This window comes from Sphingobium sp. TomMM35A, from assembly GCF_054771735.1.
Genome location: NZ_BSRC01000001.1, coordinates 2469192 through 2495566 on the forward strand (window position 1 = coordinate 2469192; position 26375 = coordinate 2495566).

34 protein-coding genes are annotated in these 26375 nt (G+C 61.7%); 32 read left to right on the forward strand and 2 right to left on the reverse strand.

Annotated elements, in window-relative coordinates; all coding sequences use genetic code 11:
- Window positions 1-87 precede the first annotated feature (87 nt).
- From ACYU8T_RS12410 to ACYU8T_RS12420, 3 genes are all read left to right on the forward strand, one after another.
- Entirely contained in the window at window positions 88-1206 is a 1119-nt protein-coding gene (locus ACYU8T_RS12410) for a Ppx/GppA phosphatase family protein (RefSeq protein WP_097092639.1), read from the forward strand.
- A complete protein-coding gene (locus ACYU8T_RS12415) occupies window positions 1203-1877 on the forward strand; it encodes an RlmE family RNA methyltransferase (RefSeq protein WP_461159615.1) in 675 nt (224 codons plus the stop codon). Before ACYU8T_RS12410 ends, ACYU8T_RS12415 begins: the two co-directional genes overlap by 4 nt.
- 142 nt (window positions 1878-2019) lie before the next feature.
- Entirely contained in the window at window positions 2020-3528 is a 1509-nt protein-coding gene (locus ACYU8T_RS12420; protein WP_461159616.1) for a YifB family Mg chelatase-like AAA ATPase, read from the forward strand.
- Between the two features lie 23 nt (window positions 3529-3551).
- On the opposite strand, the gene ACYU8T_RS12425 is transcribed toward ACYU8T_RS12420, so the two are convergent.
- On the reverse strand, window positions 3552-4697 hold the full coding sequence (locus ACYU8T_RS12425) for a M23 family metallopeptidase (RefSeq protein WP_461159617.1): 1146 nt from the start codon (window positions 4695-4697) through the stop codon (window positions 3552-3554).
- Between the two features lie 187 nt (window positions 4698-4884).
- Window positions 4885-7167, reverse strand: coding sequence for a putative bifunctional diguanylate cyclase/phosphodiesterase (locus ACYU8T_RS12430; RefSeq protein ID WP_461159618.1), 2283 nt, complete (start codon window positions 7165-7167; stop codon window positions 4885-4887).
- Between the two features lie 365 nt (window positions 7168-7532).
- Here ACYU8T_RS12430 and rpsL point away from each other — a divergent pair, with 365 nt between their 5' ends.
- The 29 genes from rpsL to ACYU8T_RS12575 all read left to right on the forward strand — a co-directional run bounded on the left by rpsL (window position 7533) and on the right by ACYU8T_RS12575 (window position 26305).
- Window positions 7533-7904: a 30S ribosomal protein S12 gene (rpsL, locus tag ACYU8T_RS12435; protein ID WP_007686591.1), complete on the forward strand. Its 372-nt coding sequence runs from the start codon at window positions 7533-7535 to the stop codon at window positions 7902-7904.
- Window positions 7905-7917: 13 nt separating this feature from the next.
- Window positions 7918-8388 (forward strand): 30S ribosomal protein S7, encoded by a 471-nt coding sequence (rpsG, locus tag ACYU8T_RS12440; RefSeq protein WP_013847768.1) that lies wholly within the window; start codon window positions 7918-7920, stop codon window positions 8386-8388.
- 153 nt (window positions 8389-8541) lie between these two features.
- The gene (fusA, locus tag ACYU8T_RS12445; RefSeq protein WP_097090701.1) at window positions 8542-10635 is read left to right on the forward strand and encodes an elongation factor G; all 2094 of its coding nucleotides are present in this window, start codon (window positions 8542-8544) and stop codon (window positions 10633-10635) included.
- A 135-nt stretch (window positions 10636-10770) separates the two neighbouring features.
- On the forward strand, window positions 10771-11961 hold the full coding sequence (gene tuf, locus ACYU8T_RS12450) for an elongation factor Tu (RefSeq protein ID WP_097090702.1): 1191 nt from the start codon (window positions 10771-10773) through the stop codon (window positions 11959-11961).
- 209 nt (window positions 11962-12170) lie between these two features.
- Window positions 12171-12479 (forward strand): 30S ribosomal protein S10, encoded by a 309-nt coding sequence (rpsJ, locus tag ACYU8T_RS12455; RefSeq protein ID WP_007686587.1) that lies wholly within the window; start codon window positions 12171-12173, stop codon window positions 12477-12479.
- 274 nt (window positions 12480-12753) lie between these two features.
- A complete protein-coding gene (gene rplC / locus ACYU8T_RS12460) occupies window positions 12754-13509 on the forward strand; it encodes a 50S ribosomal protein L3 (protein WP_097090703.1) in 756 nt (251 codons plus the stop codon).
- 2 nt (window positions 13510-13511) lie between these two features.
- Complete coding sequence (gene rplD / locus ACYU8T_RS12465) at window positions 13512-14135, forward strand: 50S ribosomal protein L4 (protein WP_461159619.1); 624 nt, start codon at window positions 13512-13514, stop codon at window positions 14133-14135.
- Entirely contained in the window at window positions 14128-14445 is a 318-nt protein-coding gene (locus tag ACYU8T_RS12470; RefSeq protein ID WP_021239762.1) for a 50S ribosomal protein L23, read from the forward strand. The genes rplD and ACYU8T_RS12470 overlap by 8 nt, the downstream gene beginning before the upstream one ends.
- A 2-nt stretch (window positions 14446-14447) precedes the next feature.
- Window positions 14448-15284, forward strand: coding sequence for a 50S ribosomal protein L2 (rplB, locus tag ACYU8T_RS12475; protein ID WP_021239761.1), 837 nt, complete (start codon window positions 14448-14450; stop codon window positions 15282-15284).
- Between the two features lie 5 nt (window positions 15285-15289).
- Window positions 15290-15568, forward strand: a complete 279-nt coding sequence (rpsS, locus tag ACYU8T_RS12480) for a 30S ribosomal protein S19 (RefSeq protein ID WP_007686576.1) — start codon at window positions 15290-15292, stop codon at window positions 15566-15568.
- A complete protein-coding gene (gene rplV / locus ACYU8T_RS12485) occupies window positions 15568-15954 on the forward strand; it encodes a 50S ribosomal protein L22 (RefSeq protein WP_025547267.1) in 387 nt (128 codons plus the stop codon). The genes rpsS and rplV overlap by 1 nt, the downstream gene beginning before the upstream one ends.
- A gap of 5 nt (window positions 15955-15959) precedes the next feature.
- On the forward strand, window positions 15960-16655 hold the full coding sequence (rpsC, locus tag ACYU8T_RS12490) for a 30S ribosomal protein S3 (protein ID WP_022682110.1): 696 nt from the start codon (window positions 15960-15962) through the stop codon (window positions 16653-16655).
- Window positions 16656-16676: 21 nt separating this feature from the next.
- Complete coding sequence (rplP, locus tag ACYU8T_RS12495; RefSeq protein WP_007686573.1) at window positions 16677-17108, forward strand: 50S ribosomal protein L16; 432 nt, start codon at window positions 16677-16679, stop codon at window positions 17106-17108.
- A gap of 3 nt (window positions 17109-17111) precedes the next feature.
- On the forward strand, window positions 17112-17315 hold the full coding sequence (rpmC, locus tag ACYU8T_RS12500) for a 50S ribosomal protein L29 (protein WP_013847759.1): 204 nt from the start codon (window positions 17112-17114) through the stop codon (window positions 17313-17315).
- 15 nt (window positions 17316-17330) lie between these two features.
- On the forward strand, window positions 17331-17594 hold the full coding sequence (rpsQ, locus tag ACYU8T_RS12505; RefSeq protein WP_006960320.1) for a 30S ribosomal protein S17: 264 nt from the start codon (window positions 17331-17333) through the stop codon (window positions 17592-17594).
- Window positions 17595-17758: 164 nt separating this feature from the next.
- The gene (gene rplN, locus ACYU8T_RS12510) at window positions 17759-18127 is read left to right on the forward strand and encodes a 50S ribosomal protein L14 (protein WP_007686569.1); all 369 of its coding nucleotides are present in this window, start codon (window positions 17759-17761) and stop codon (window positions 18125-18127) included.
- Window positions 18127-18438: a 50S ribosomal protein L24 gene (gene rplX / locus ACYU8T_RS12515; protein ID WP_097090706.1), complete on the forward strand. Its 312-nt coding sequence runs from the start codon at window positions 18127-18129 to the stop codon at window positions 18436-18438. The genes rplN and rplX overlap by 1 nt, the downstream gene beginning before the upstream one ends.
- Entirely contained in the window at window positions 18438-19010 is a 573-nt protein-coding gene (gene rplE, locus ACYU8T_RS12520) for a 50S ribosomal protein L5 (RefSeq protein ID WP_097090707.1), read from the forward strand. Before rplX ends, rplE begins: the two co-directional genes overlap by 1 nt.
- Window positions 19011-19059: 49 nt before the next feature.
- A complete protein-coding gene (gene rpsN / locus ACYU8T_RS12525; RefSeq protein ID WP_009820643.1) occupies window positions 19060-19365 on the forward strand; it encodes a 30S ribosomal protein S14 in 306 nt (101 codons plus the stop codon).
- Window positions 19366-19377: 12 nt separating this feature from the next.
- Window positions 19378-19773, forward strand: a complete 396-nt coding sequence (gene rpsH, locus ACYU8T_RS12530) for a 30S ribosomal protein S8 (protein ID WP_021239751.1) — start codon at window positions 19378-19380, stop codon at window positions 19771-19773.
- On the forward strand, window positions 19773-20306 hold the full coding sequence (gene rplF / locus ACYU8T_RS12535) for a 50S ribosomal protein L6 (protein WP_201515256.1): 534 nt from the start codon (window positions 19773-19775) through the stop codon (window positions 20304-20306). Before rpsH ends, rplF begins: the two co-directional genes overlap by 1 nt.
- A gap of 1 nt (window position 20307) precedes the next feature.
- On the forward strand, window positions 20308-20661 hold the full coding sequence (gene rplR / locus ACYU8T_RS12540; protein ID WP_097090709.1) for a 50S ribosomal protein L18: 354 nt from the start codon (window positions 20308-20310) through the stop codon (window positions 20659-20661).
- Window positions 20662-20663: 2 nt separating this feature from the next.
- A complete protein-coding gene (gene rpsE / locus ACYU8T_RS12545) occupies window positions 20664-21383 on the forward strand; it encodes a 30S ribosomal protein S5 (protein WP_201515255.1) in 720 nt (239 codons plus the stop codon).
- 6 nt (window positions 21384-21389) lie between these two features.
- The gene (gene rpmD / locus ACYU8T_RS12550; protein WP_013847753.1) at window positions 21390-21566 is read left to right on the forward strand and encodes a 50S ribosomal protein L30; all 177 of its coding nucleotides are present in this window, start codon (window positions 21390-21392) and stop codon (window positions 21564-21566) included.
- 211 nt (window positions 21567-21777) lie between these two features.
- On the forward strand, window positions 21778-22302 hold the full coding sequence (gene rplO, locus ACYU8T_RS12555) for a 50S ribosomal protein L15 (RefSeq protein ID WP_461159620.1): 525 nt from the start codon (window positions 21778-21780) through the stop codon (window positions 22300-22302).
- Window positions 22303-22520: 218 nt separating this feature from the next.
- Entirely contained in the window at window positions 22521-23885 is a 1365-nt protein-coding gene (secY, locus tag ACYU8T_RS12560; protein WP_201515253.1) for a preprotein translocase subunit SecY, read from the forward strand.
- Between the two features lie 42 nt (window positions 23886-23927).
- A complete protein-coding gene (locus ACYU8T_RS12565) occupies window positions 23928-24578 on the forward strand; it encodes an adenylate kinase (protein WP_461159621.1) in 651 nt (216 codons plus the stop codon).
- Between the two features lie 44 nt (window positions 24579-24622).
- On the forward strand, window positions 24623-25165 hold the full coding sequence (locus ACYU8T_RS12570) for an SRPBCC family protein (protein ID WP_461159622.1): 543 nt from the start codon (window positions 24623-24625) through the stop codon (window positions 25163-25165).
- Between the two features lie 99 nt (window positions 25166-25264).
- On the forward strand, window positions 25265-26305 hold the full coding sequence (locus tag ACYU8T_RS12575) for an acyltransferase family protein (RefSeq protein WP_461159623.1): 1041 nt from the start codon (window positions 25265-25267) through the stop codon (window positions 26303-26305).
- Window positions 26306-26375: the final 70 nt, after the last annotated feature.

A 26375-nucleotide genomic window follows, 5' to 3' on the forward strand; every position in this document is an offset into this window, starting at 1 on the left:
CGTCTTGCGCTTTGCGTGGCATCCGCATAGTCTGACGTCAAGTTCCGTCACCTGTCGGTGGCGGCGAAGAAGAAAAGTGATCCGGCCATGGTGCAGCAAAGCCGCCCATCGCCGCAGAGTTCCGGTCCCGCCGGGGGCGCTTCGGGCAAGAACGCTCGTTCCGGCCAGGGTAATGGGAGCAAGGCTGCGGCCATACCTCCCCCGTCAAAGCAGCGGGGCTCATTGCCTCATCCATCGCGAGGGCGGCGTTCCTATGCAGCGATCGATCTCGGCACCAACAATTGCCGCCTGCTGATCGCCAAGCCCTCCGCAGATGGCTTCATCGTTGTCGATGCCTTTTCGCGGATCGTCAGGCTGGGTGAGGGGCTGGCCGCTACGGGCCGGATCAGCGATGCTGCCATCGAACGCGCAATCGCGGCGCTCTCGGTTTGTGCTGACAAGTTGCGGCGCAGGCATGTGACGCTGGCGCGATCCGTCGCGACCGAAGCATGTCGCCGCGCAGCCAACGGCGCGGAGTTCATCCAGCGCGTCTATCGGGAGACGGGGATCGCTCTCGACATCATCAGTGCGCAGGAAGAGGCGCGGCTGGCAGTCATGGGCTGTCACGCACTGCTTGAGCCCGGCGATGGCCCTGCCTTGATCTTCGATATAGGCGGCGGGTCGACCGAGTTGGTTCTGGTCGACGCAAATAGGGAAGGTGCGCCGCACATCGTCGATTGGGTCAGCGCGCCTTGGGGCGTGGTCTCCCTAACCGAAAGCGAGCTGTTCGATCATGCGGACCAGAGCGAACGCCTGGCCGCATATGCGCGAATGCGGTCGCGCGTGGCGGAAGCCTTTGCGCCTCTCGCTCGCCGCTTGCCCCAAGCCGATTGTTCGATGCGCCTGCTCGGCACGTCGGGAACGGTGACGACGCTGGCGAGCGTCCATCTCAATCTGCCGCGCTATGACCGGCAGGCGATCGACGGGCTGATCGTACCGTCGACATCGATGCGATCGATCTCCAGCAGATTGTCCACCATGTCGCTCGCCGAACGGCAGAAGCTGCCTTGCATCGGATCGGAACGCGCCGACCTTGTGGTGGCGGGATGCGCGATCCTTGAATCGATTCTTGATATATGGCCCGCCGAGAGGTTGGGCGTCGCTGATCGCGGTATTCGCGAAGGTATATTGCGCGGCCTGATGGATCGCGATGGAGCAATGATGTGAGAGGCGGCGGAGCCGGCAAGGTTCGGGTCAAATCGGCCAAGGGACGGACGGCGCAATCGACGCGCTGGCTCGAGCGGCAGTTGAACGATCCCTATGTCCGCAAGGCCAAGGCGGAAGGCTGGAGAAGCCGGGCAGCCTTCAAGCTGATCGAACTTGATGAGAAGTTCCACTTCGTGAAGGGCTCTCGCGCGGTAGTCGATCTGGGGGTAGCGCCGGGGGGGTGGGCACAGGTGGTGCGCAAGCTGTCGCCCAAGGCCAAGGTTGTGGGCATCGACCTGTTGCCGACGGACCCGATCCCTGGCGTCACCCTGTTCGAAATGGACTTCATGGATGACAAGGCGCCTGTTGTTCTCGCCGAAGCGCTAGGCGATGCACCCGATCTTGTGATTTCAGACATGGCCGCGAATACCGTGGGTCATGCGCAGACAGATCATTTGCGCACCATGGCCCTGGTCGAAGCAGCGGCATGGTTTGCCGTGGAAAATCTCCGCAAAGGCGGCACCTTCGTCGCGAAGGTGTTCGCGGGCGGCACGGATGCCGATCTGCTGGCGGTGTTGAAGCAGCATTTTACGACGATCAAGCATGCCAAGCCGCCCGCCAGCCGCAAGGGCAGCGTGGAATGGTATGTCGTCGCGCAAGGGTTCAAGGGGCGGCCCGGCGAGCAGGGCTGACGCTGCTCTAGAGTGCGCTGCGTTCAATCGGACGCAGGTCGCGCGCGTTAGTTTTTGTTATCGCATCGTTTTAAGCTGAAAACCGGTTCCCACTTTTGCGCACGATGCTCTAGAGCGGCATTTTCAGGATAGCGGGGGCACATTGGTTTCGACGGTATCGACGGTCGCCTATCTCGGGCTGGATGCGCGCAGCGTGGAAGTGCAATGCCAGCTTGTTCCGGGCCTCCCGAACTTCATCCTGGTTGGCTTGCCGGACAAGGCCGTGGCGGAAAGCCGCGAGCGGGTGCGCAACGCCATTGCGGCGATCGGCCTCTCCCTGCCGCCCAAACGGATCACCGTGAACCTATCACCCGCCGACCTTCCCAAGGAAGGTTCGCATTTCGATCTGCCGATCGCACTGGCCTTGCTGGGCGCCATGGGGGTGATCGATGCCGAGACGCTGGCGGGCTATGTCGTCGTCGGTGAGCTGGGGCTGGACGGCCGCATCGCTTCGACGCCCGGCGTGCTGCTTGCAGCACTGCATGCGGGCGAAAAGGAACTTGGCCTCATTTGTCCCGTCGCTCAAGGACCGGAAGCCGCTTGGGCAGGGCAGGTGGAAGTTGTCGCAGCGCCTGATCTGCTGAGCTTGCTCAACCATCTGAAAGGAAGCGCCGCGCTGTCCCCTCCGCAGCCTGGAACAGTGGAAGTCCCTCCGCGCGCCGCTGACCTGCGTCAGGTCAAGGGGCAGGAAACGGCCAAGCGTGCGTTGGAGATTGCGGCAGCTGGCGGACATAATCTCCTGATGGTCGGACCGCCGGGTGCGGGCAAGTCGCTGATGGCGAGTTGTCTGCCCGGCATTCTTCCCGAACTGACACCGGCCGAGGCATTGGAAACATCCATGGTGGCTAGCGTGGCTGGATCCCTTGAAGGCGGGCGCATCAGCCGGGCGCGGCCTTTTCGTAGCCCGCATCACAGCGCTTCGATGGCGGCGCTGGTCGGCGGCGGGCACAAGGCCCGGCCCGGTGAGGTCAGCATGGCCCATCTGGGCGTCCTTTTTCTCGATGAATTGCCGGAGTTCCAGCGCACCGTCCTTGATTCCTTGCGTCAGCCGCTTGAGACGGGAGAGGTCACAGTGGCGCGTGCGAATGCGCATGTGACATTCCCTGCACGGGTACAGCTCGTTGCGGCGATGAACCCCTGCCGTTGCGGCCATCTGGGCGATCCCGCCCTTGCCTGCTCCCGCGCACCACGTTGCGCTGCGGACTATCAGGCCAAGGTCTCGGGCCCGCTGCTCGACCGCATCGACTTGCATGTGGAGGTGCAGGCGGTCACGGCGGCGGACCTTGTCTTGCCTCCACCCATGGAGGGGTCGGCAGAGATCGCCGCCCGGGTGTCGGCGGCGCGTGAGATACAGACCCAGCGTTATGCCGGAACGCGTGTCCGCACCAATGCGGAAGTGGACGGAGAGAAGCTGGAGGATATTGCCGGACCCGATGCCGCCGGACGGGAATTGCTGGCACAAGCGGCAGCCGCGATGAAGCTTTCTGCGCGGGGCTATACCCGCGTGCTACGCGTCGCGCGAACCATAGCGGATCTCGCGGGATCGGAGCAGGTTGGCCGAGTCCATGTGGCCGAAGCGCTCAGCTACCGTCGACGCGCTCCAATCAACTGATCCTTGCGCGTGCCAGGCAGAGGTTAGCCGCGGTTACGGACTCCGGCGGCTCGGGTGGCTGCTAGTTGCTGGACCTGCCGCACGTTTTGGGACGCCTGAAGGAATGGGCGTGGATTGACGGGCTGCCCGTTTATGCGGACCTCAAAGTGAAGATGGTCACCGGTCGAGCGGCCAGTTGATCCCATGCGTGCGATTTGCTGGCCTTGCGTCACCTTCCTGCCCACGCTGGTGCTGAAGCCCGACAAATGAGCGTAACGTGTCATGATGCCGTTGTTGTGCGCAACCTCGACCACATTGCCATAGCCGCTGCGCTGCCCGACGAAGGTGACCTTGCCCGCTGCGGCGGCGAGTATCGGCTCTCCATGCCTGCCGGGGAAGTCTATGCCGGCATGGAAAGCCGCGTGGCCGTTGAAGGGGTCGCGGCGGTAGCCATAGGAGCTTGACTGCATCGGCGCCATCGTTGGACGGCCCGACGGAATGGTCTTCAAGCCGGCTTCCAAAAGCTCCATCCGCGCCAGAGCGTCGGCAAGACGTTCCATTTCCTGCGGCATCGAAGCTTGTGCTTCAGGCCATGGTACGAAGGGGCCGCCCTGCGCGCGGGCGGCGGTGCGCACCAATGCTTCCGGATTGAGGCCGAGGCTTCGGATGGCGTGCGCCGTTTGGTCCGCCCGGCGCCTGACTGCATGCGTCAGAAGCGCTGCGAAGCGGCGCTGCCGCGCATCGATGGCTTGCAGGGGTTTGGCATCCGCAACCGCACCGAGGCGCAGCTTTTCCGCACGTGCGCCCAGTGCCTGTTTCGATGCTTCAGCCCGCGCGCCGTCAACTCCCGCCTCGTCTTCGCCAAAGTGGGCACGATAGAGGTCGTCCATGAAGTCCTGCCGTGCCTCCAACTCGCGTGTGCGTTGTTCCACCGACTTGCGATAGCGCTCGCTTTTGCTGGCAGCGGCAGCAACGGCCCTGCTTTGTGCAGTGATCGCGGCGCGTTCGCGCGCGATATCGGCGCGGGTCGTCGCCACCGACAGGATCAGAGCCATTGCACCCAGCAGCAGCGAAAGCAGGATGGCTGCAATTCCGAATTGGGCAGCACTGGTGACGCGTATGGACCGCAGCTTCCCGCCCGTTCCGACGACAATTTCGCGCTCTGGGCAGAACTCCGTGATCCTGCCCATCAAGCCCGACAGGCGCAACTTACTCGGCTGTAACAATGACGACCCCACACTCGATCCTTGGAGAATCGGGCCGCTAGCAAAAGGAGCATGGGCAAGCGAATCCGCCACGGCTGAGTCGTGACGAATCGAAATCTGCGCGGGGCGAAACGTGCCTGAGTTGCCCCTGGTTCCTCCTCAGGAGAAATAATTATGCCTTTTTCGGCTGCATCTCGGGGAAGAGGTTAAGCAGCGCGGGAACAGCATCAGCCGGCACTGCCGCGCCGAAATGAAAACCCTGCGCATAATGGCAGCCTCCGGCGCGGAGATAGTCGACCTGGCGGATATTCTCGACGCCTTCCGCAACGGTGCGAATGCCCAGGCTATAGGCTAGGTTCAGCAAGGTTCTGACGATCGCGGCGTCGTCCGGGTCCGTTTCGAGGTCGCGGACGAACCGCTGGTCGATCTTTATGATGTCGATGGGAAACTGCTTGAGGTGCGAAAGCGACGCATAGCCGGTTCCGAAATCGTCCAGCGCGATGGAAATGCCTGCAGCACTCAATTGGTGAAGGCTCCGCTCCACGACCTCGGCGTTACGGCCAAGAAAGACCGATTCGGTCACTTCCAGCTCGATGCCAGAAGCCGGCACGCCCATCTGCTTGAGCTTGGATAGCAATCGATCAGGGAAACTGCTGTCGTGAAGTTCGACGCCCGGCACATTGATCGCGACATGCCCGATGGCCATCCCCTGATCCTGCCATTGCCGACAGTCCAATAGAACCCTGTCCAGCATCCGGTCATTGATCGTGCGGCCGAGTTCCGAATGTTCGAACGCCGCCGCGATTTCGGCGGGCATGATCACCGAGCCATCGGGCCGCACGCATCTCAGCAGTGCCTCGAAACCGATGACGGCGCCGGTCGATAGATCGATCTTGGGCTGATACCACGGGACAGGCGGCGCATGGACCAAAGCGTCTCGGGCGCGATCCAGCATTCGCGCTTCCCGCTGCCAGCGGTCGAGCAGGCCAGGTTCGAAAAGGCATGCGCGTCCTCGTCCGCCGTTCTTCGCCTCGTAAAGAGCGATGTCGGCAAACTTCATCAATTCCGCAATGTCGCCGGCATGTTCAGGGAACAGGGCGACGCCCATGCTGACACGGCAATCGACATCGCGGTTGCCGTAAGCAAGTGGTTGATGAAGTTGGGCTGTCATCCGTGCCAGCACCACCTCCAGATCGGACGCATTGCGCAGGCGCGTCAACAGGACAGCAAATTCGTCGCCGCCCATGCGTGCGACGAGGTCACCGGGCCGCACCGCTTTCCGCAGCCGTTCCGCCACGGCGCTGAGGAGGGCGTCGCCGACATCATGCCCGGCGCTGTCGTTGATCCGCTTGAACTCGTCGACGTCGATCAACACGACTGCCATCTGGCCGCCAGCATGGCCCGTCGAACCCGCAGCCTGCGTCAGCGTCGCCATGAAATGGGAGCGGTTGGCCAACCCGGTGAGCGCGTCAGTCATGGCAAGATGCGCAAGGTGTCGCTCGGCATCCTTGCGATCAGTGATGTCGACGATGCTGGAAAGGACGCAATCCTCGTCATCCACCCGGATGGAGCGGGTGGCGAGCAGCACGTCGTGGATCACCCCATCCTTACCGGCAATGCGGCATTCCTGATTGTCGAGAGGTTCACCGCTGGCAATCCGCTCGCGAAGGTTGGCCTGCGCCGAAGATCCTTCGCCCAGCAGGTGAACGCGGGAAATATCCTCAGAGCCAAAGGTGCGTGCTGCGGCATTGTTGAAGCGCACAACGGTCCCGTCCTGCCGCGTCACCAGCAGGGGGATGGGGACGCTCATGAACATGCGCTCCAATGTTTCGCCGTTGCGGGCCAGCGCGGCTCTGGCCGTGTTGGCGGCTTGGCTTGCCATCCATGCCAAACGCTGCAGCCGGTTGGTCCGCACGATGGTGATCCACATGCCGCAATGCAGGATCAGCACGGCCAGAATCATGCCGGGCATCGTTGCTGAAACGGGGGCAGGCGCCAGATAGCCTATGAGGAGCGCAACGCCGCATCCCAGACCGCCGCCGAAATTGCCCCTGAAACTCGTAGGCACCACGAGGTAGAATATGAGCGGCAGCATGAGCAGCACAAACAGCGCGATGTCACTGCGGGAGGTAACAAGGAAAGCCACGCCGACCGCGGTTACGACTTGCCAAGCGCAGCAAAGCCGCTCGACCTTCTGGAACGAATCCAGCTCGCGGCTGAGATACAGGCAGATGAGGGACCACAGCACAACGGCGACACGTGCTGGCACCGCGATCCAGAAATGCGAAGTGCCCGCAAAGCGCCAGTCGCTCAGCAGGAACAGTGCGTTGAGGACGACCGAAAAGATAAAGAGTGTGCGGGCGTGGCGGCGCGACTCAGGGAGACGCTCTGCTTGAAACGCCGTTTCCTGCGCCCGGCTGAGAAACTCACCGGTAAAGAGAGAAAGATGGGTCACGGCCAGTCCATGTCGGCGCTCCCAGTGGCGCCACCGGAAAAACAATAGGTTGACCCGGTTATCAATTCCCTAAGAGGCCGTTCACCATGCCGGAACGTTTCCGGAACAAGCCCGTGTCGCGCTGTTCTTGACCGGGAAACGCTGCGCCGTTATAGGCGCGCCTGCCCAGCGTTTCTCGGCCGGTGAAGATTCGTTTTCGCTGGTGGATGCTATGTGAGGCAAAACAGAGCTGAACATTGCCGGTGCTCTTGCGGCTCCAGACGGTTCATCCGTCGGGGCTTTTGCTGTTTGGAGGCTTGTCCTTTTCAGGCTGCGAAGAACGCGGGAATGCTTGCGGTAAAGTAACTGAAAAGGTGAAGGGCTTCATGCCAACAATTAACCAGCTGGTCCGCAAGGGCCGCGAGCTGCAGAAGACCAAGTCGAAGGTCCCTGCAATGGAAGCGAACCCGCAGAAGCGGGGCGTTTGCACCCGTGTTTACACGACGACCCCGAAGAAGCCGAACTCGGCTCTCCGCAAGGTGGCGAAGGTGCGTCTGGTCAACCAGCGCGAAGTCATCACCTACATCCCGGGTGAAGGGCACAACCTTCAGGAGCACAGCGTTGTGCTGATCCGCGGCGGCCGCGTACGCGACCTTCCCGGTGTGCGCTATCACGTGCTGCGCGGCGTTCTGGATACCCAGGGCGTCAAGGACCGTAAGCAGAGCCGTTCGAAGTACGGCGCCAAGCGTCCGAAGTAAGGGAGACTAAAGCATGTCACGTCGTCGTCGCCCCGAAAAGCGCGTTATCCTGCCCGATCCCAAGTTTGGCGATATCGTGCTGTCGAAGTTCATGAACAGCATCATGCAGGACGGCAAGAAGGCCGTCGCCGAGTCCATCGTTTACGGTGCGCTCGAAACTGTCGAAGCGAAGTCCAAGAAGGACCCGATCGGCATGTTCCATGATGCGCTCAACAATGTGAAGCCCGGCATCGAAGTCCGCAGCCGCCGCGTTGGCGGTGCGACCTACCAGGTCCCCGTCGAAGTGCGCCCCGAGCGCGCCCAGGCGCTGGCGATCCGCTGGCTGATCACGGCTTCGCGCAACCGCAGCGAAACCACCATGGCCGCTCGTCTCTCGGGTGAACTGCTGGACGCTGCCAACAACCGCGGCAATGCCGTCAAGAAGCGCGAAGACACGCACCGCATGGCGGAAGCGAACCGCGCCTTCTCGCACTACCGCTGGTAAAGAGGGGCGGGCGCTGACGTGCCCGCTTTTCATTTCTGGTTTTGAATATCGGTCCGTTCGCCGTGGGGCTACCCATGGCGGACGGATTGGTTTAGGGGCCAGCCGCAAGACTCATTCACTTGACCGCCGGCGCGCCGGCAACGGAGAAGCATCATGGCCCGCAGCCATCCGCTCGAACGCTATCGCAATTTCGGTATCATGGCGCATATCGACGCCGGCAAGACCACCACGACCGAGCGTATTCTTTACTACACCGGCAAGTCCTACAAGATCGGCGAAGTCCATGACGGTGCCGCCACCATGGACTGGATGGAGCAGGAGCAGGAGCGTGGTATCACCATCACGTCGGCTGCGACGACCTGCGTGTGGAAGGCCGAAGAGGGCAAAGGCCCCGAGCATCGCCTGAACATCATCGACACCCCTGGCCACGTCGACTTCACCATCGAAGTCGAGCGTTCGCTGCGCGTGCTTGACGGCGCGGTCGCTGCGTTCGACGGCGTTGCGGGCGTTGAGCCCCAGTCGGAAACCGTGTGGCGCCAGGCGGACAAGTACAAGGTTCCGCGGATGTGCTTCATCAACAAGCTCGACCGCACCGGTGCCAACTTCTATTATTGCGTGCAGACGATCATCGATCGCCTGGGCGCGACTCCCGCTGTCCTCTATCTGCCCATCGGCGCGGAATCGGATTTCAAAGGCCTGGTCGACCTCGTCAATGATCGCGCGATCATCTGGAAGGACGAGAATCTGGGTGCAGAGTTCACCTATGAAGCGATCCCGGACGATCTGGCCGACAAGGCCGCCGAATATCGTGAAAAGCTGATCGAACTCGCCGTCGAGCAGGACGATGAGGCGATGGAAGCCTATCTCGAAGGCAACATCCCCGACGCCGCCACGCTCAAGAAGCTGATCCGCAAGGGTACGCTCAATCAGTCGTTCGTGCCGGTACTGTGTGGCTCGGCGTTCAAGAACAAGGGCGTCCAGCCGCTGCTCGACGCGGTCGTCGATTATCTGCCTTCGCCGCTCGACATTGAAGATGTGCAGGGCATCAACCCGAATACCGAAGAGCCCGACAGCCGCCCGACCTCGGACGACGCGCCCTTCTCGGGTCTGGCGTTTAAGATCATGAACGACCCGTTCGTGGGCTCGCTCACCTTCCTGCGCATTTATTCCGGCACCCTGACCAAGGGCACCTATCTGAACTCGGTCAAGGACAAGAAGGAAAAGATCGGCCGCATGCTGCTGATGCATGCCAACAGCCGTGAAGACATCGAGGCGGCCTATGCAGGTGACATCGTCGCGCTGGCCGGCATGAAGGAAACCACCACCGGTGATACGCTGTGCGCCGAGCGCCAGCCGATCATCCTAGAGCGGATGGAATTCCCTGAGCCGGTTATCGAACTGTCGGTGGAACCCAAGACCAAGGCCGACCAGGAAAAGATGGGCGTCGCCCTCAACCGTCTGGCTGCCGAAGATCCGTCCTTCCGCGTCACGACCGATCACGAATCGGGTCAGACGATCATCAAGGGCATGGGTGAACTTCACCTCGAAATCCTGGTCGACCGCATGAAGCGCGAGTTCAAGGTCGAGGCGAATGTCGGCGCGCCGCAGGTGGCCTATCGCGAGTATCTGAAGAAGCCCGTCGATATTGACTACACCCACAAGAAGCAGTCGGGCGGCACTGGCCAGTTCGGCCGCATCAAGGTGAAGCTGACGCCGGGTGAGCGCGGTGCGGGCATCATCTTCAAGGATGAGATCAAGGGCGGTAACATTCCCAAGGAATATATCCCCGCGATCGAAAAGGGCATGCGCGAGACGGCGGCCACTGGCTCGCTCATCGGCTTCCCGATCATCGACTTCGAAATCCTGCTCTATGACGGCGCCTACCACGACGTCGACTCGTCTGCGCTGGCGTTCGAAATCACCGGTCGCGCAGCAATGCGCGAAGCGGCGCAAAAGTCGGGCATCACCCTGCTCGAGCCGGTCATGAAGGTCGAAGTTGTCACCCCGGAAGAATATCTGGGCGACGTCATCGGCGACATGAACAGCCGTCGTGGCCAGATCCAAGGCACCGATACGCGCGGCAACGCGCAGGTGGTCGAGGCCATGGTGCCGCTGGCCAACATGTTCGGCTATGTAAACTCGCTGCGTTCCTTCACCCAGGGCCGTGCGAACTACTCGATGATCTTCTCCCACTATGACGAAGTGCCGCAGAATGTGGCGGACGAAGTCAAGGCGAAGATGGCCTGATGATTTTCCTTGGCCGGGCCGTGCAGGCGGCTCGGTTAGGGGCTGGTAATCTGTAAATTTGCTGCTATGGACGCGCCTTCGCGAGGCGCGGCCGAGCGGTCTGACCAAGCTGATTTGATTAGAAGGTAGGAAAAAATGGCTAAGGCTAAGTTTGAGCGGAACAAGCCGCACTGCAACATCGGCACCATCGGTCACGTTGACCATGGCAAGACCTCGCTGACCGCGGCGATCACCAAGGTTCTCGCCGAAACCGGCGGCGCGACCTTCGTCGACTACGCCAACATCGACAAGGCGCCCGAAGAGCGCGAGCGCGGCATCACCATCTCGACCGCGCACGTCGAATATGAGACCGAAGCCCGTCACTACGCGCACGTCGACTGCCCGGGTCACGCTGACTACGTCAAGAACATGATCACCGGTGCGGCCCAGATGGACGGCGCGATCCTCGTCGTTTCGGCCACCGATGGCCCGATGCCGCAGACCCGTGAGCACATCCTGCTCGCCAAGCAGGTCGGCGTTCCCCAGCTGGTCGTGTTCATGAACAAGGTTGACCTGGTCGACGATCCGGAAATCCTGGAACTCGTCGAGCTGGAAATCCGCGAACTGCTGTCGTCCTACGACTTCGACGGCGACAACATCCCCGTCATCCCCGGTTCGGCCGTGAAGGCGCTGGACGGTTCGAACGACGAAATCGGCCGCGAAGCTGTTCTGAAGCTGATGGCTGCCGTCGACAGCTTCATCCCGCAGCCGGAGCGTCCGGTTGACAAGCCCTTCCTGATGCCGATCGAAGACGTGTTCTCGATTTCGGGTCGTGGTACGGTTGTGACCGGCCGCGTTGAAACCGGCATCGTGAAGGTTGGCGAAGAAGTCGAGATCGTCGGTATCCGCGATACCCGCAAGACCACCGTCACCGGCGTCGAAATGTTCCGCAAGCTGCTCGACCAAGGTGAAGCTGGCGACAACATCGGTGCGCTGGTTCGTGGCGTTGGCCGTGAAGACGTTGAGCGCGGCCAGGTTCTGGCGAAGCCCGGTTCGGTTACACCGCACACCGAGTTCGACGCTGAAGTCTACGTGCTGTCGAAGGAAGAAGGCGGCCGTCACACCCCGTTCTTCGCGAACTATCGTCCGCAGTTCTACTTCCGCACCACGGACGTCACCGGCGAAGTTATCCTGCCCGAGGGCACCGAGATGGTCATGCCCGGTGACAACGTTAAGCTCGGCGTGAAGCTCATCGCGCCGATCGCGATGGACTCGGGTCTGCGCTTCGCCATCCGCGAAGGCGGCCGCACCGTCGGCGCCGGGGTTGTCGGCACGATCTCGAAGTAATATAGGACCGCAGCGGCGCGGATCGCCTGATTCGCGCCGCTCGGATTTTCTACCGCCCCGGATCGCCTTTCTCCGGCTCTTGCTGAGCTAGAAGGGCAGAAAACGGGGCGGATATTTTTTGATGGTGCATTCTCACAAGTCATCGGCTGCTCCAGCTGATTTCTGAAAATGCTCCAGGTTTTTGGCTCTTTCGCATCGGTACAGGAACAATGGACAGCAACATCCGCATTCGCCTCAAGGCGTTCGATCATCGCGTGCTCGATCAGGCGACCGGCGACATCGCCGACACCGCCCGCCGCACCGGCGCCCTCATTCGCGGTCCGATTCCCCTTCCGACGCGGATCGAAAAGTTCACGGTCAATCGTGGCCCGCACATCGACAAGAAGTCGCGCGAGCAGTTCGAGGTCCGTACATACAAGCGCATGCTTGACATTGTGCAGCCGACGCCGCAGACGGTCGACGCGCTGATGAAGCTGGACCTGGCTGCCGGCGTGAACGTGGAAATCAAGCTGGCCTAAAGCTGGCAAGTCCCTGCCAACCCGAAAAGCTGGCAGGGTATCGGGCGTTCTGGCTTGCCAGGAGCTCAAACGACACAAGGGATACCGCACGGCCTCTCCGGTGAACCGGAATGGCTCGTGGTCCTGGTCCCCCGTCGCCTTCCCCGAGCAGGGGTCGGCATCCAACCCGGACGGGGTGATTGTTAATTGGGTTGGCCGCGAGGGAGGGATCCTGAGCGGTTTTTTCGTTGGATACGCCCGCTGCTAAGGCGGGCCTCTATGGGAGTAATCAGTGATGCGCACAGGCGTGATCGCTAAGAAAGTCGGGATGACCCGTCTGTTCCAGGAGGACGGACGTCATATTCCCGTTACGGTTCTGGCCCTTGAGGGCAATCAGGTCGTGGCTCGCAAGGAAGTCGATCGTGACGGTTATGTCGCGGTTCAGCTCGGTGCGGGCGTCGCGAAGGTCAAGAATGTCGCCAAGCCGCAGCGTGGCCATTTCGCGAAGGCGGAAGTGGAGCCGAAGGCGCGTCTGGTCGAATTCCGTGTCGCCGAGGATGCGCTCCTCGATGTCGGCGCCGAGATCGCAGCCGATCATTTCATCGCCGGCCAACTGGTCGACGTCGCTGGCCACACCCAGGGTAAGGGTTTCGCCGGTGCCATGAAGCGCTGGGGCTTCGGTGGTATGCGCGCCACGCACGGCGTGTCCATCAGCCACCGTGCCCATGGTTCGACCGGTAATCGCCAGGACCCGGGCCGCGTCTTCAAGAACAAGAAGATGGCGGGTCATATGGGTGATCGCGAGCGCACGCAGCAGAATCTCGAAATCGTTCGCACGGACGTCGAGCGTGGCCTGCTGTTCGTCAAGGGCAGCGTTCCGGGCGCAAAGGGCACCTGGTTGACCGTCAGCGATGCCGTCAAGGTGAAGCGTCCTGCCGACGCTCCTTATCCGGCGAGCCTCAAGCAGGCTGCCAACAGCAACAACGCTCCGGCCGAGACGCCCGCTGAAGAAGCGGCTGCTCCCGAAGCGACCGAAGGCCAGGAGGGCTAATCATGAAGGTCAATGTACAGACCCTCGACGCGCAGGCCGCTGGCGATGTGGAGCTGAACGATGCCGTGTTCGGTGTCGAGCCCCGCACCGACATCCTGCACCGCGTCGTGCTCTGGCAGCTCGAGAAGCGCCGCGCTCCGGCGCGTGCTACCCGTGAGCGTTCGGACGTTGCCCGCACGGGCAAGAAGTTTGGCCGCCAGAAGGGTGGCGGTACGGCCCGTCACGGCGACCGCAAGGCGCCGGTGTTCATCGGCGGTGGTAAGGCGCACGGTGCCCGTGCCCGCACGTTCGGTCACGACCTCAACAAGAAGGTTCGTGCGCTCGGCTTGAAAATGGCCCTGTCGTCGAAGGCCAAGGACGGATCGCTGATCGTTCTCGAAAATCTCGACGTAGCGGAAGGCAAGACCAAGGCTCTGGTCGCGCACCTCGCCAAGCTGAACCTCAACAAGGCGCTGTTCATCGACGGTGACGCAGTGAATGTCAGCTTCGCGAAGGCTTCGGCGAATATCGTCGGTGTGGACCTGCTGCCGGCCGTCGGCGCCAATGTCTACGACATCCTGAGGGCGGATTCGCTGGTGCTGACGCGCGCCGCGGTCGAAAAGCTGGAGGCGCGTTTCAATGGCTAAGAAAGAAGCCGCGAAGGTCGACAACCGTCATTACGACGTCGTCGTCGCCCCGGTCATCACCGAAAAGTCGACCCTTCTCTCCGAGAACAACGCCGTGGTCTTCAAGGTCGCCAATGATGCGACCAAGCCGGAGATCAAGGCTGCCGTCGAAGCGCTCTGGGGCGTGACCGTCAAAAGCGTGAACACGCTGGTGGCCAAGGGCAAGACCAAGAAGTGGAAGGGCAAGCCCTACACCCGGTCTGACGTGAAGAAGGCGATCGTTCGTCTGGCTGATGGCCAGTCGATCGACATCACCGAAGGAGTGCGCTGACCATGGCGCTTAAGAGCTACAACCCGACGAGCCCGGCCCAGCGCGGGCTGATCCTCGTCGACCGCAGTGGCCTGCACAAGGGCAAGCCCGTCAAGGCGTTGACCGAAGGCAAGCGCAAGACCGGTGGCCGCAACAACAAGGGCCATGTAACCTCGCGCGGCATCGCCGGTGGTCACAAGCAGCGTTACCGCATCATCGACTTCAAGCGTCGTTTGTGGGACGTCGAAGGCACGGTGGAACGTCTGGAATATGACCCCAACCGCACCGCCTTCATCGCGCTGGTCAACTATCCCGACGGCACCCAGGCCTATATCCTGGCGCCGCAGCGTCTGGCTCCCGGTGACAAGGTCGTCGCGGGCAAGAAGACTGACGTTAAGCCGGGCAACGCGATGGAACTCGGCCAGATGCCGGTCGGCACCATCATCCACAATATCGAGATGAAGCCCGGCAAGGGTGGGCAGCTCTGCCGTTCGGCGGGCACCTATGCCCAGCTGGTCGGTCGCGATCGTGGCATGGTGATGGTCCGTCTGTCTTCGGGCGAACAGCGCTACATCCGTTCGGATTGCATGGGCACCGTCGGCGCCGTGTCGAACCCGGACAATGCCAACACCAACCTTGCCAAGGCCGGCCGTAACCGCTGGCTCGGCAAGCGTCCGCTGACGCGCGGTGTGGCGAAGAACCCGGTCGATCACCCGCATGGCGGTGGTGAAGGCCGGACCTCGGGCGGCCGTCATCCGGTCACCCCCTGGGGCAAGCCGACCAAGGGTGCGCGCACCCGCCACAACAAGGCGACGGACAAGTTCATTATCCGTAGCCGCCACGCGAAGAAGAAGAGGTAAGCGAGATGGCTCGTTCCGTCTGGAAAGGTCCGTTCGTGGACCTCAGCCTTCTGAAGAAGGCGGAAGTCGCTCAGGATGCCGGTGGCCGTTCGGGTCCGATCAAGACCTGGTCGCGCCGCTCCACCATCCTGCCGCAGTTCGTCGGCCTGACGTTCAACGTCTATAACGGCCGCAAGCATGTGCCGGTCTCGGTGAACGAGGATATGGTGGGTCATAAGCTGGGCGAATTCGCTCCGACCCGCTATTTCCCCGGCCACGCCGCCGACAAGAAGGGCAAGCGCTAATGAGCAAGGAAAAGGCTCCCCGTCGCGTCGCCGACAATGAGGCGCTGGCCGTTGGCACGCAGATCCGTGGTTCGGCCCAGAAGCTGAACCTGGTGGCCACGCTCATCCGCGGCCGCAAGGTCGAGGACGCGCTGAACATCCTCGCCTTCTCGAAGAAGGCGATGGCGGTCGACGTGCGCAAGGTGCTGGCTTCGGCCATCGCCAATGCGGAAAACAACCACAATCTGGACGTCGACAGCCTGGTCGTCGCGGAAGCATCGGTGGGCAAGAGCTTCACCATGAAGCGCTTCCACGCTCGCGGCCGTGGCAAGTCGACCCGGATCCTGAAGCCCTTCAGCCGCGTGCGCATCGTCGTGCGTGAAGCAGCTGAAGAAGCGGAGGCGTAAGAGACATGGGTCACAAGAGCAATCCGATCGGTCTGCGCCTGCAGATCAACCGTACCTGGGACAGCCGCTGGTTCGCGGAAGGCGCCGACTATGGCCGTCTGCTGCTGGAGGATCTGAAGATCCGCCAGTATATCATGAAGAACCTGCCGCAGGCCGCGATCTCCAAGGTCGTGATCGAGCGTCCCGCCAAGCTGTGCCGCGTGTCGATCTACGCTGCCCGTCCCGGTGTCATCATCGGTAAGAAGGGCGCGGACATCGAGAAGCTGCGCAAGAAGTTGGGCAGCCTGACTTCTTCGGACGTCAGCCTGAACATCGTCGAAATCCGCAAGCCGGAAATCGACTCCAAGCTCGTTGCGCAGGGTATCGCCGACCAGCTGGAACGCCGCGTTGCTTTCCGTCGCGCCATGAAGCGTGCGGTGCAGTCGGCTCTTCGCTTAGGCGCTGAAGGCATCAAGATCACCTGCGGCGGCCGTCTGGGCGGCGCAGAGATCGCGCGTGTCGAATGGTATCGCGAAGGCCGCGTTCCGCTGCACACGCTGCGCGCGAACGTCGACTATGCCGAAGCAACCGCGCACACCGCTTATGGCGTTTGCGGCATCAAGGTGTGGATCTTCAAGGGCGAGATTCTCGGCCATGATCCGTTCGCGACCGACCGGCTGATGCTGGAGGCTCAGACCTCCGGCGTGCGCCCGGCGCGCTGAGAATAAGGTAGGTATAGCGTCATGCTGCAACCGAAAAAAATGAAGTTCCGCAAGACCTTCAAGGGCCGGATCAAGGGCGACGCCAAGGGCGGTTCGGCTCTGAACTTCGGCGCCTATGGTCTGAAGGCTCTGGAGCCCGAGCGCGTTACCGCACGCCAGATCGAAGCGGCCCGCCGCGCGATCCAGCGTCACCTTCGCCGTCAGGGCCGTCTGTGGATCCGCGTGTTCCCCGACGTTCCGGTGTCGAAGAAGCCCGCCGAAGTCCGTCAGGGTAAGGGTAAGGGTTCGGTCGAATATTGGGCAGCTCGCGTCAAGCCGGGCCGCATCCTGTTCGAACTGGACGGCGTGCCCGGCCCGCTCGCAGCAGAGGCTTTCTCGCGCGCCGCGATGAAGCTGCCGATCAAGACGAAGGTTGTCGCTCGCCTCGGCGACACCTCCCACCTGGAGGGTTAATCCGTGGCGAATGTAGCTGACCTCAAGACCAAGACGGACGACGAGCTGTCGACCGAGCTCAACAACCTGAAGCGTGAGCAGTTCAATCTGCGCTTCCAGGCGGCCACCAACCAGCTGGAAAAGCCCAGCCGCGTGCGTGAAGTCCGCCGGTCGATCGCGCAGATCAAGACCCTTCAGTCCGAGCGTTCGCGCTCGGCTGCGAAGTAAGAAGGAAATCACACGATGCCCAAGCGCGTGCTGACGGGAACGGTGGTTTCCGACAAGACCGACAAGACGGTGGTGGTTCGCGTGGAGCGCAAGGTTAAGCATGCGCTCTACGGCAAGATCATTCGCCGTTCGAAGAAGTACCATGCCCATGACGAGGGCAATGTCTACAAGGAAGGCGAAACGGTCCGCATCGAAGAGACCGCTCCGATTTCCAAGCTCAAGACCTGGAAGGTCATCGAGCGCGTGGACACCCACAAGTCGCCCGAAACGGCGGCCTGAGGTTAGTCACCGGCCGTAGGGGTCGAAATTTCGGACGCGGGGCTGGCCTTTTCCTTCGGGAGAGGTTACAGGCCCGCGCTTCGTGTTTCGAATCTTCCGGTCGAAACTCGAATTCGGAACCGCCGGGATAGTCTCGGTAGGCCAGACAAGAAGGAACCGGATCCATGATCCAGATGCAATCCAATCTTGACGTCGCTGACAACAGCGGCGCCAAGCGCGTCCAGTGCATCAAGGTGCTGGGCGGCTCGAAGCGTCGCTTCGCGAGCGTGGGCGACATCATCGTCGTCTCGATCAAGGAAGCTGCGCCTCGTGGCAAGGTGAAGAAGGGTGACGTGCATCGCGCGGTCATCGTGCGCACCGCCAAGGACGTGCGTCGCGCTGACGGCAGCGTGATTCGCTTCGACGGCAATGCCGCTGTGCTCATCAACAAGAACGAGGAGCCGATCGGCACCCGTATCTTTGGCCCGGTCGTTCGCGAACTGCGCGCCAAGAAGCACATGAAGATCATCAGCCTTGCTCCTGAGGTGCTGTAATGAGCGCTGCTAGAATCAAGAAGGGCGACAAGGTCGTCATCCTGGCTGGCAAGGACAAGGGCCGCACGGGCGCCGTCCTCCAGGTCATGCCGAAGGACGATAAGGTGCTGGTGGAAGGCATCAACGTGCATGCGCGTCATCGCAAGCCCGACCAGGCGAACCCGCAGGGTGGCATCGAGCGCAAGCCCGCGCCGCTTCACATTTCGAACGTCGCTGTCGCCGACAAGGATGGCAAGCCGACCCGCGTCCGTTTCGAGGACCGCGACGGCAAGAAGGTCCGCGTCGCCGTCAAGTCCGGTGAGGTGCTGTAATGAGCGAGAAGTACACTCCGCGCTCCAAGTCGCTGTATGACGCCGAGATCGCCAAGGCGATGACCGAAAAGTTCGGTTACAAGAACGTCATGGAAGTGCCCAAGATCGAGAAGATCACGCTCAACATGGGCGTTGGCGAAGCGACCCAGGACAAGAAGAAGGTCACGTCGGCCGCCGAGGAAATGGAACTGATTGCTGGCCAGAAGCCGGTTATCACCAAGGCCCGCAAGTCGATCGCGCAGTTCAAGCTGCGTGAAGGCATGCCGATCGGTGCCAAGGTCACGCTGCGCCGCGAGCGCATGTACGAGTTTCTTGATCGCCTGATCAATATCGCTCTGCCCCGCGTGCGCGACTTCCGTGGTCTCAATCCGAAGAGCTTCGACGGCCGTGGTAACTATGCCTTCGGGATCAAGGAGCAGATCATCTTCCCCGAGATCAACTATGACCGCATCGACAAGGTGCGCGGCATGGACATCATCGTGACCACCACGGCGAAGACGGACGAGGAAGCGCGCGAACTGCTGCGTCTCTTCGGCTTCCCCTTCCCGATTGAAGAGAAGCAGGCGGCCTGATCGGGTCCCGCTTCTCTTTCCAGACACCCAAGGAAAGAGAACTTAAGTCATGGCGAAACTGAGTTCGATCAACAAGAATGAGCGCCGCAAGAAGCTGGTCAAGAAATATGCCGGCCGCTATGCGAAGCTCAAGGCGATCGCGAATGATACCGCGGCCGACGACAGCGATCGTCTGATCGCGCGTCTGAAGATGGCGGAGATCCCCCGCAACGGCAATCCGACCCGTATCCGGAACCGCTGCGAACTGACGGGGCGTCCCCGCGCTTATTACCGCAAATTCCGCCTCTGCCGCGTGCAGCTGCGTGATCTGGCCAACAAGGGCCTGATTCCCGGCGTCACCAAGTCGAGCTGGTAAGGATCATTTGAGATGGCATTGACCGATCCCCTGGGTGATATGCTCACCCGCATCCGCAACGGGCAGCAGGCGAAGAAGGACAGCGTTGTGTCCCCCGCTTCGAAGCTCCGCGCCCGCGTGCTCGACGTGCTCCAGCGCGAAGGCTATATCCGTGGTTATTCCGAGGAAGCCCTCGGCAAGCACCCCGGCCTTCGCATCGAGTTGAAATATTTCGAAGGCCAGCCGGCGATCAAGCACGTCGCCCGCGTCTCGAAGCCCGGCCGTCGCGTCTATTCGGGTTCCAAGGAACTGCCGGTGGTTCGCAATGGCCTGGGCATCACCATTGTCTCGACGCCCCGTGGCGTTCTGTCCGACGCCGAAGCGCGTGAGCAGAATGTCGGCGGCGAAGTGCTGGCGGAGGTGTTCTGATGAGCCGTACTGGTAAGAAGCCGGTTGCCGTCCCATCGGGCGTCACCGCCGCCATCGAAGGCGGTCAGCTGTCGGTGAAGGGCCCGAAGGGCACCCTGTCGCTGCCGCTGGCTGACGAAGTGACCTACAGCATCGAAGACGGTTCGATCGCGGTAAAGCCCGCCAATGACAGCAAGCGCGCTCGCGCTTTCTGGGGCATGCAGCGCACGCTGATCGCAAACCTGATCACCGGTGTGACCGAAGGGTACACCAAGAAGCTGCTGATCACCGGCGTCGGCTACCGTGCCAACGCTCAGGGCAAGACCCTGAAGCTTCAGCTCGGCTATAGCCACGACGTCGATTTCGCGGTGCCCGAAGGCATCGAGATCAAGACCCCGGATAACACCACGGTCGAGATCAGCGGCATCGACAAGCAGAAGGTGGGTCAGGTTGCCGCCGAGATCCGCCGCTGGCGCAAGCCCGAACCCTATAAGGGCAAGGGTATCAAGTACGCCGGCGAGTTCATCTTCCGCAAGGAAGGGAAGAAGAAGTAAGATGGCAAAGCTTTCCCTCTTCGCGCGGCGTCGCCGCCGCGTCCGCACCGCGCTCAAGGCTGTTTCGGGCACGCGTCCGCGCCTCAGCGTCCACCGTTCGGGCCGTCATATCTACGCTCAGGTCATCGACGATGCGCAGGGCAAGACCCTGGCCGCCGCGTCGACCCTGGACAAGGATGTGCGCGGCAAGACCGGTGCCACTTCCGAAGCCGCTGCCGATGTCGGCAAGCGCGTCGCTGCTGCGGCGACTGCTGCTGGCGTTACCCAGGTCGTGTTCGACCGTGGTGGCTTCCTGTTCCATGGCCGCGTCAAGGCGCTGGCCGATGCGGCCCGTGAAGCCGGGCTGGAGTTCTGATCATGGCTGACGAAAACGATATCCAGGCCCAGCCGGGCGCACCTGCTGCCGTTGAAGGCGGCGAGCAGTCCGAAAATCGCGGTCCCGGCCGTGGCCGTGGCCGTGGCGGCGACCGCAACCGTGGCGAGCGCGGCGGCCGTGGCCGTCGGGACGACCGTCGGGGTGGCAACCGTGACGAGGAGCAGGGTGAAGAGCTGATCGAGAAGCTGGTTCACATCAACCGCGTCTCGAAGACCGTCAAGGGCGGTAAACGCTTCGGCTTCGCGGCTCTGGTCGTCGTCGGCGACGGCAAGGGCCGTGCGGGCTTCGGTCATGGCAAGGCGCGCGAAGTGCCGGAAGCCATCAGTAAGGCGACCGCTTCGGCCAAGAAGGCGATGGTTCGCGTTCCGCTGAAGGAAGGCCGCACGCTGCACCATGATGGCCTTGGCCATTTCGGGGCGGGCAAGGTGACGGTTCGTTCGGCTCCGGCCGGTACGGGCATCATCGCCGGTGGCCCGATGCGCGCTGTGTTCGAAAGCCTCGGCGTCGCTGACGTCGTGACGAAGTCGAACGGCACTTCGAACCCCTACAACATGATCCGGGCGACCTTCGCGGCGCTGGGTGAACAGGTCAGCCCCAAGGCTGTGGCGCAGCGTCGCGGCAAGAAGGTTGCCGACCTGCTTCGTCGCGGTGGCGCCTCGGCCGAAGTCGCTCAGGCCGACGCCGAAGCGATTGCGGAGTAAGACAGCATGGCGAAGATCAAGATCAAGCAGATCGGTTCGCCGATCCGCCGTCCCGAAGCCCAGAAGAAGATTCTGATCGGCCTCGGCCTTGGCAAGATGCACCGCGTGGTGGAGCTAGAAGACACCGCGGAAGTCCGCGGCGCCATTGCCAAGCTGCCCCACATGGTAGCAGTGGTCGACTGACCCGTTCCTCTCCCGGAAGCGGGAGAGGATATGCAGCCTTGCCGCGCAAGCGGTTAGGCGGAGTTGGAGAGGGCGGGACCAGGCGCAACGCTTCGGCAAGCCCTCACAATTGCAACTAAGGGCCGCTGCGCGTCCCTAAGTATCCTTGCCTCTCCCGCCTGCGGGAGGGGCATCATCTTTTCAGCGCGAACATAGCGAAAGCGAGTGCACAATGACGAAGCTTAACGAACTCAATGACAATGCCGGCGCCCGCAAGGGCCGGATGCGCGTCGGCCGTGGTATCGGCTCGGGCAAGGGCAAGACCGCCGGTCGCGGCCAGAAGGGTGCGAAGGCGCGTTCGGGCGTCAGCATCAACGGCTTCGAGGGTGGCCAGATGCCGCTCCACATGCGTCTGCCAAAGCGCGGCTTCAACAACATCTTCGCCAAGGATTACGCGATCGTGAACCTGGGCGCTCTGCAGAAGGCAATCGACGCGGGCAAGCTCGACGCCAATGCCACGATCGACCATGCAGCGCTCAAGGGCGCTGCGCTGGCGCGGGGCAGCAAGGACGGTGTCCGTCTGCTCGCCAAGGGCGAACTGACGGCCAAGGTCAACCTGCTCGTTGCAGGCGCGTCGAAGGGCGCTGTTGAAGCGGTCGAGAAGGCTGGCGGCAAGGTCGAAGTGATCGCCGTCGTTCCGGCTGCCGAAAAGGCCGCTGCCAAGAAGGGTAGCGCCAAGGCCGCCAAGAAGGCTTGAGCCAGGCCGTAAGGCTTGCAAGCATGGCCCCGCTGCCCGATATGGGTAGGCGGGGCCTTGTATTTGGGATCAAAAAGACCCTCATTGTCGGCTCCGATAGAATTCAGAATGAACGGTGTGAATTTCCGAGTTCGACAGCGTGCGATCACCCCGCTAAGGGGTTAGCGATTCCGCTCCGGGTATCTCAATCCGGCAAGATGTTTTGAAGGGCAGCCAAGATGGCATCGAGAGCCGACCAGCTCGCATCCAATCTCAGCCTGGCGAAGTTCAGCCAGGCGACCGACCTCAAGAAGCGCTTATGGTTCACCCTGGGCGCGCTGATCGTGTTCCGCTTTCTGAGCTTCGTTCCGTTGCCAGGAGTCGATCCGACCGCGCTCTCGCAGCTTTACGCGCAGACCAACGGCGGTGTCCTGGACATCTTCAACACCTTCTCTGGCGGGTCGCTTTCGCGCATGAGCCTGATTGCGCTCGGCGTCATGCCCTACATCACGGCCTCGATCGTGGTGCAGCTCGCGGCCAGCCTCTCGCCCCAACTCGCGGCGATCAAGAAGGAAGGCGAGAGCGGGCGTAAGAAGCTCAACCAATATACCCGTTACGGCACCGTCGGTCTGACCGCCGTGCAGGGCTATTTCATCGCTGTAGGCCTCGAAAGCTTTGGGGCGCAGTCTGGCGTTCAGGCGGTGGTTGATCCTGGTTTCCTGTTCCGCATCGCTGCGGTCGTTTCGCTGATCGGCGGAACGATGTTCCTGATGTGGCTGGGTGAGCAGATCACGTCACGCGGCATCGGCAACGGCGTTTCGCTCATCATCATGGCCGGCATCGTCGCCCAGCTTCCGGTAACGCTGAGCAATTTGTTCAAGTCAGGCAGCGAAGGGTCGATTTCCGGCCTGCTGATCGTGATGGTCATCGCTCTGGCCGTAGGCCTGATCCTGCTGATCTGCTTCATGGAGCGTGCGCAGCGCCGGGTGTTGATTCAATATCCCAAGCGCCAGACGCGCCAGGGTTTGATGCAGGCTGACCGGAGCCATCTGCCGCTCAAGGTAAATACCGCAGGCGTGATCCCGCCGATCTTTGCCAGCTCGCTGTTGCTGATGCCGCTCACCATCTCGCAGTTCGCGGGCAATACCGTTGCTGGCGAGAGCAGACTCGGCGATTTCGTGCTGACGCTGAACCAATATCTGTCGCACGGTAGCCCGGTCTACATGGCGCTGTACGGCCTCGGCATCGTGTTCTTCTGCTTCTTCTATACGGCGGTTGTGTTCAATCCGGAAGAGACTGCCGACAATCTCAAGCGCAACGGCGGATTCATCCCCGGCATCCGGCCGGGCAAGAACACGGAAAATTATCTGGACTATGTGCTGACCCGGATCACGGTCATCGGTGCGGCTTACCTGGCAATCATCTGCCTGGTGCCGGAATTTGCCATCGCGCGGGCGGGTATCCCCTTTTATCTGGGCGGGACTAGCCTGCTGATTGTGGTGAACGTCACCGTCGATACCGTGACCCAGATCCAGAGCCACTTGCTGGCCCATCAATATGGGGATCTGATAAAGAAGGCTAAGCTGAAGGGACGGCTCCGTTAAAGGCGCATCAGCGCCAGCGCGAGAACAGGGGAGTATGCGCACATGAATATCATTCTGCTGGGCCCTCCGGGAGCAGGTAAGGGCACGCAGGCGAGCCGTTTGGTCGAAGATCGCGGCATGGTGCAGTTGTCGACGGGCGACATGCTGCGCGCAGCGGTCAAGGCTCAGACGCCGGTTGGTCTGAAAGCCAAGGCGGTAATGGAAGCGGGCGAACTCGTTTCTGACGAAATCGTCTCCGGCATCATTGGGGAAGCGTTGGATGGGCTCGCTACCGGCACGGGCGTGATCTTCGATGGTTATCCGCGTACCGAAGCGCAGGCGCATTCGCTGGACGCCATTCTTGCTGACCGCAGCCGTACGCTTGATCATGTCATCGAACTTGATGTTGATGAGGACGCTCTGGTCGAACGCATCACAGGCCGGTTTACCTGCGCGAGCTGTGGCGAAGGCTATCATGACAGCTTCAAGCAGCCCAAAGTCGAGAATGAATGCGATAAATGTCACGGGCATGAGTTCAAGCGCCGCCCGGACGACAATGAAGAGACTGTCCGCACCCGCATGGCGGAATATCGCGCCAAGACCGCTCCTATTCTCCCGATCTATGAGGCGCGGGGCATCGTGTCTCGAGTCGACGGCATGGCCGACATGGACGATGTGACCGCGGCGATCGCGGCCATATTGGATCGGCCCTGAGCTTGCGCTAGTTTCTCCCGTCGTTCATCGACGGGGGAAAGAGGATGCGAGCTTGTATCCGGGCTGTCTTCATTACGGCTATCGCTGCCGGAACGGCCGCGCAAGCGGAAGTCAAATCGGTCAATGATGTCGGCTTTTCGATCGCCAGCAACGTCCGGATCGATCGGGATGCCCGGTCGGTCTACTCGCTGATCGTCAAGCCTGCGCGGTGGTGGAGCAGCGAGCACAGTTATAGCGGTGATGCCGCCAACCTGAGCATGGATCCGCAAGCAGGTGGATGCTTTTGTGAACGGCTTCCGGGAGCGGACGGCACCGTTGGTAGTGTCGAGCATGCACGTCTGATTTTGGTCGAGCCCCACAAGCGGGTGAGATTGTCCGGGGCTCTAGGGCCCTTGCAAGCCGATGCGGTCATCGGCACGCTTGAACTCATGATCATGCCATCCGATCGCGGTGTGGAGGTGACCATGAACTATATAGCAGCAGGCTATATGCGGATAGATTCGAAGCAGATGGCGCCAGCGGTAGACAGGGTTTTGACTGAGCAACTCATGCGATTGAAGCGCGTCGCGGAGCAGGGGGGGGGCTGACCCGGCCCAGGAACATATACCGCTTAGGCCCTATCCCCAACGGTAGATTGTTCTTCCATCTTAACCGATTGATTGCTGTTTGATTGCTAATATGTTCGGGTGACTGGTTTGCCTCCCCGCACCCGTTTGGTGGAACTGGATGCCCTGCGAGGCATCGGGGCGCTATGCGTCCTCGTTTTCCACTATTCGACCCGTTTCCACGAGTTGTTCCCCCAAGCGGCCCATGTGCCATTCAGCTTCCCCGGCGGTAATTATCGGGTCCTGCTGTTCTTCACCATTTCTGGCTTCGCGATCTTCTTTACGCTCGACCGTATTCGGAGCGTCGCTGATTTCATGGTCAACCGCGTCGCGCGGCTTTACCCCGCTTATCTCGTCGCGATGCTGCTTACCTTGTCGATTGAATATCTGGCGAAAGCCACCCAGTTGCTGGTTGGGCCCGGCGCGATCGTCGCCAACATCACGATGCTGCAAGGTTTCGCCTTCCTTCCCGAAGTGGACGGCGCCTATTGGACGCTGACGGTCGAAATCGCCTTCTATTTCTGTATGATATCCATTTGGAAGTGGGCCGGGTTGAAAAGGCTGGAACCTGTACTCGCGCTGTGGCTTGCGGTCCGGGCGGTTTATGGTTTTTGGCCGGACATGCCGGAGCGGATCATCATGCTCTTCGTGCTGCGCTACCTTCCCTTCTTCGTCATAGGGATGCTGTCCTATCGAGTCTGGTCCGGACAGCGGCATTGGCGCGAGCAGGCGCCCTATGCGATGATCGCCCTGCTCTCTGTCGCCATGATGGAGACGTGGGACGTCACGATCATGGCCTGCGTCTTGCTGGCAGGCTTTGCCGCGCTCATTCAAGGGCGCCTGCGATGGATTGCGGCACGTCCGCTGCTTTGGATGGGAGGCATCAGCTATTCCTTCTACCTCATTCACCAGCATGTCGGCTTTGTCGTGATGCTGAAAATGACGGAGCAAGGCTATAGCGCCTGGCTCGCCTTCTTTTCCGCTTTCCTTGTCGCGCTGATCTTAGGGGCGGGGATCAACAGGCTGGTGGAGCGTCCCGCAGGTGAGGCGATATTGTCGTGGTGGCGGCGGCGGCGCGAAAGACGGTTGGTGCAACCGGAAGTCTCGTCCCGGCCGACTTGATAGCGGTGCCTGTTCTGACAACGGCAGCGAAGGTGATCTGAAAGAGCAGAACAGGGGCTCGGCGTCGCTT